At 51.8% G+C, this 4,672-nt stretch carries 3 protein-coding genes; all 3 read left to right on the top strand.

Annotated features, from left to right (window positions below; all coding sequences use genetic code 11):
- Window positions 1–212, top strand: a 212-nt coding sequence (locus JDV75_RS00015; protein WP_198737227.1) for a hypothetical protein, incomplete at its 5' end; no start/stop codon positions are given.
- Between the two features lie 9 nt (window positions 213–221).
- The gene (locus JDV75_RS11820; protein ID WP_198737226.1) at window positions 222–2,417 is read left to right on the top strand and encodes a type IV secretion system DNA-binding domain-containing protein; all 2,196 of its coding nucleotides are present in this window, start codon (window positions 222–224) and stop codon (window positions 2,415–2,417) included.
- A 289-nt stretch (window positions 2,418–2,706) separates the two neighbouring features.
- Window positions 2,707–4,461, top strand: coding sequence for a hypothetical protein (locus JDV75_RS00005; RefSeq protein WP_198737225.1), 1,755 nt, complete (start codon window positions 2,707–2,709; stop codon window positions 4,459–4,461).
- Window positions 4,462–4,672 lie beyond the last annotated feature (211 nt).

Here is a 4,672-nt window from a genome sequence, read left to right as displayed (position 1 = left end):
ACCAGACGGCCCTCGGCCTGAAACGCGCCCAGACCGTCGCCACCGTCCTGGAAACCCTCGGCGTCGACCGCACCCAATTCACCACGATCACCGGTGTCGGATCACATTTCCCGGAGTACAAGCGCCCGGACCGCAGCGCCAACGGTGTCCTCCTCCCCGCCGCGGCAGCGGTCAACCGCTCCGTCAGAATCACAATCACCCCAACCTGCTAGAGCACCCCCATGAATCCCATCACCGTTGAGGACACAGAGTTCATGCTGCGTGAACCATTAATCATTAGAAGTAATCTATTCGACGGGTACCCCCCTTCTCGCGAGACAGAAGTATACGGAACTCAGTTCCGGTTGATGGCGGCACGTCCGCTGCCCGCAGAGGACCGCGCTAAATTCCATCTTGAGTTTCCCCAAATGCTTGAAGCACTACTGGAAACAACAAACAACGCAGCAGTTGAGTTTACAATGAGGTCGGATGAGCATTGCTTCATCGAAACGCAGATAACCGTGGTGGCGGACAACAGAAAGGTATCGAGCGAAATCGCTGGTGCAATACGCACCCTGTCCGGTAGCGCATTCGAGACAAGCAAGCTGACTAACACAGTTCTTATTAGCGCCGCCCCAGAGAAAAGTCGCCCACTTTTATGGCCGGTTGTTCCGAAGGTGGCTGTTGCGACAACTGGATACAGGTTCCCTGGGACGACGCCTCCTCAACTTAGATCCTTCCAATGGCTAAAACCAGCAGACTTCCGAAACGATGTCAATGTAGCTTCAATCGTTTATTCTGACGCCGGAACAGAATTATCCGTATGCGTCATGCGGCGCGGTGTTGAAACGGCCGAAAAAAGAACTCGCCACACCCAGATTGCTATCTCAGTCCAACCTCCCAAGGGGCTCTCTCCCACTCCCCTGACTCGTGCTAGCCTATCAATGCAACTATCCGGGCTACGGATAGCGGAAACCTCATGTTCCCCGGAGGCGATTACGTGGTACGCAGTTCGAACCAGTGAACTCGAACGCTTAATTCCTCTCGCGACAGCATCGGAAGGAACAATCACTCCGGGAGTCCGGGTAGGAGCTTCTCCCGTTATACCGTTCCAACCGGGACCAAAAAGTTCGGACGCCGCTCCTAGGCAACATCGAGAAGAAGTCGATAGCAGCGGCACAATAGCTTCCGATCTCCGAATCGGTGCCGCCCCTACAACGATCTACGGTTCTGATGGTCCTTTACATGATGTCAGAATTGAGCCGGTAGAACGGCTGCGCCATCTTCACATTCTCGGGCAAACAGGAACAGGCAAGTCAAGTCTGATAGCAGACCTAGCACACCAAATTTCCGATAGCGACGAAGGAATGATCATCCTCGATCCTCACGGAAGCCTGGTAGAAAGGGTCGCAAAGGAACTCTCTCCAGTTGCAAGGCAACGAACATGGCTAATCCGCTGCGGGGATACAGACGCTCCGGTTCCACTCAATCCTTTGGCTACCGACGACCCAATCGAACGGGAAAAGGCGATTGCATCGGTATGCGACATGTTTCAGTATCTATTTGGATCCAAAGAATACATGGTAGTGGGTCCCCGATTCAAAGAACGTGTCGCAATGGGGATTCGCATGCTGTACGGAATACATGGGTCGCTCGCATCACTAGTTGACGTTCCCGAAATACTCAGCGACAGCCAGAAAATAAAAGAACTCGCACGAGAAACTACCGATAGCCGAGTAAAAGTCTGGGCCAGATCCGAATCTGCAGCATGCCGGAGCAGTGATCATGGAGAGCTTGTCCAATGGGTGAACTCCAAATTCGAAGAATTCAACGGAAGCGCTCATGTTCGCGGCATACTAGGTTCTGGCTTGGATTCATTCGACGCAGCCCAGGCCATGGACGAAGGAAGGATAATTCTCATTGATTTATCTACCGCGACCCTTGGAGAGCAGGCGGCACGACTGCTCGGCTATATGTACCTAAGCAAAATCTGGCTTGGAGCCCTTCAGCGAACGAACACTAGGACATTTTCGGTAATAGTAGATGAAGCCCACCTACTCACGGCCGGCTCACTAGTTTCAATGCTCTCGGAAGGGCGAAAATTTGGACTGTCAGTTATTCTCGCACACCAATACCTCGACCAACTGTCTGACGACCTCGCCGCAGCTGTGGCTGGAAACGTCGGTACGGTGATAGCCATGCGTCAAGCACTAAAGGACGCCCACACCACCGCTGCCCGTGTCGGCGAACTCACGGTAGCCAACTATTTAACGAGACAGGCGGACCTGACCGCCCTGGTCAACCGAACAGCCGCCGTGCCCCAGTCCAAGCCCCATACATTGTTCGTCGACTACAACGACCGCGCAATCGGCTTTGACAACGATCTCGAGGCGTTGGTGACATCGACATGCCGAGATCTGGGAATCGCCGTCAAGTAGAATATGGGTTTTCCCGAGTCTGGCGAGGCCGATGAACGTGGAGGAATACGCCGCGTCGACGCGTAAAAACGTAGCACCATAACTCACCCCATTCCAAGGCTCCCGACGGCCACGAAAAGAGTGACTCCAGTACGCCTCTCAACTTGTCACCAGGCTGAACGGAAGGAAATACCCCCGGGGCTCTCCCCCCATAGAGGTCCCGACCAGCCTGCTTGGATAGCCAAATGCGGCCAAACTCCAGACAACGTATCGTGAGTGCTAAACCGCACCTCCGAGAAGGAAGTTTGCTGTGGACAACTACCGCCATGCAGATAGTGCGCCCGACTGGGAAGATCAACACTATCCCCACATCGCAACGCCCGAGGAAGATGCCAGAAAGCTGGTTCAGGAAACAGCACTCGCCTGGACTCCAGTACCAATCAGCATGGATGCTCCCACAATCGCCGAGGTAGAGGCAGCAATATCTGACGACCCCATCTACCCATGCAGTAGAGAAGCTCTTTTGAAAAGCTGGACAAACGTGGTGCGCCAAAACAGTCGACGGCAGATCGGAATCACGCAAGAAAAGCTCACCGACCTATTTTACGGAACCCTCAAGGCAATTCTACGAAGTAGTTGGGGAAAGACTCGGTATGGAAAGGCGCCCGAATTATTAGGTTTTGCGAAGCAAGATAAATATGTCACCGAAGAACACGCCTCCGGAGCAATCGACGCCCTATCCACTTTCGCACACGTTTTTGCACTTTATGCTGCAAGTTTTGCAAAGCTGATCCAGCGGGTCGAACCCAAAAATCGGGGACAGAAGCCACGGCTTTTGCAGACTCAGTTGACCACGAGAAGGTACAGCGTCGCTATTGCGGTCCGAAATTATATTGCCCCTGAAGTCGGACGTTTTCGCCCCCCAAATCTCGACATACTCCATGGCCGCGAGTGTCAGATCGATGAATCTAACGGACTCCTCCACACCCGCGAATCTGCAGTCGCCTGGACATCGGTTATTCGGGCGGGTTCGGAGCATTTTTCAGCGCTCCAGCAGTCTCCCGCGATCGGCGGAGAAGGACCTCTGTTAGACCAGTTTTTTCTACTGACAGAGGAATGCGTTCTTGTCAGCATTCGCGACTATGTTTCACAAATCGCATCTTTCACTGTCGATATCAAAAGTGGATTGTACCAAAGCAATGCAAAACGAGGGGTAACTCAAAACGAAATCGACAAAACTATCGCCATTCTCGATCAATGGCTGCCAGATATCCAGAGAATGTTCCTGGCCAGTTCCACTGAGGAAGCTCTTAAGAGAGCTACCGATCTATATTTCTCAACCCTGAAACAATACCCAGCCCTCATTGAATTTGCAGGGGGAGAGCCGAACGCAAACCAAGAAAATTGGGGCGGGAATCGAACCATCCTGGGGATTGAGTCATATAAAGCGGTACAGAACAATATAAAGACTATTTTTTTAGAGTTACTGAAGAAAGAAGAGATTACCGAAACTGATGTCTTCTACATAATCCAAGCTTCCGCAACGAACGCATATCGCCGAGCGTTAGGAGTTAATGGTTTTGCGATCGAAGTTGAAATTCCCCCAAAGCTAGCCGCCAAGAACCATATCGGCGAAGAACTTGATATCGACAAAGAACTTGATCGCCTAAATAAAAACCGCGATGAGCAGATCAATATTCACCAAAACAACAGCGAGAAACCGTGCATCAGAGAGGCCCTTAGCTACCTTGAAGACGAAGTAAATGTAGTTGCCTTTGAGAAGATGTACGGAACTTACGAGACTATGGTAGCGAAAAGTATGCTCGAGACATGGCAGATCTCGGACGACGATGACGAAAGGGAAAGAATTTTAGATATTGCACGGGAGAACATCTATCTAGCTTACCACAATGATGGTGTCCCTATAGATGCGATAAGCAAGGATCCCGAGACCGCTCTTGACAATATCTGCCATTTGATATCAGAAGTTATCGAAATAGTTGGCTATACGGTGGATGGGCTGCCTATACGACAGTGGTTTACTAAACCCAGATTCCCGGAGTAGGTATTATTACTCGGCTCTTGTCTCAGCTCTTTTAAGGATCACAACGACCACTTCGTTTACGTCATCAGAAATCCGTTTACCCCATCAGAAAGTTGTTCATGGACAGTCCGAACACCGGGCCCAACCCGCACCTTCCCCCACCAGCGTCAACCACCGCTGCACAACCACACCCGATCATCCGGCCCCGACCGTCTTCGACCACCTGGTCACG

Origin of the sequence: Corynebacterium meridianum (genome assembly GCF_016342265.1) — a bacterium.
Lineage (GTDB): Bacteria > Actinomycetota > Actinomycetes > Mycobacteriales > Mycobacteriaceae > Corynebacterium > Corynebacterium meridianum.
Note: the sequence above shows the minus strand (reverse complement) of the source record. Positions and strands in the feature narration are given on the sequence as shown.

Bases quoted from the DNA above. Each gene is read 5' to 3' on its own strand.
- JDV75_RS11820 (WP_198737226.1), top strand. From the start codon at position 222: ATGAATCCCATCACCGTTGAGGACACAGAGTTCATGCTGCGTGAACCA.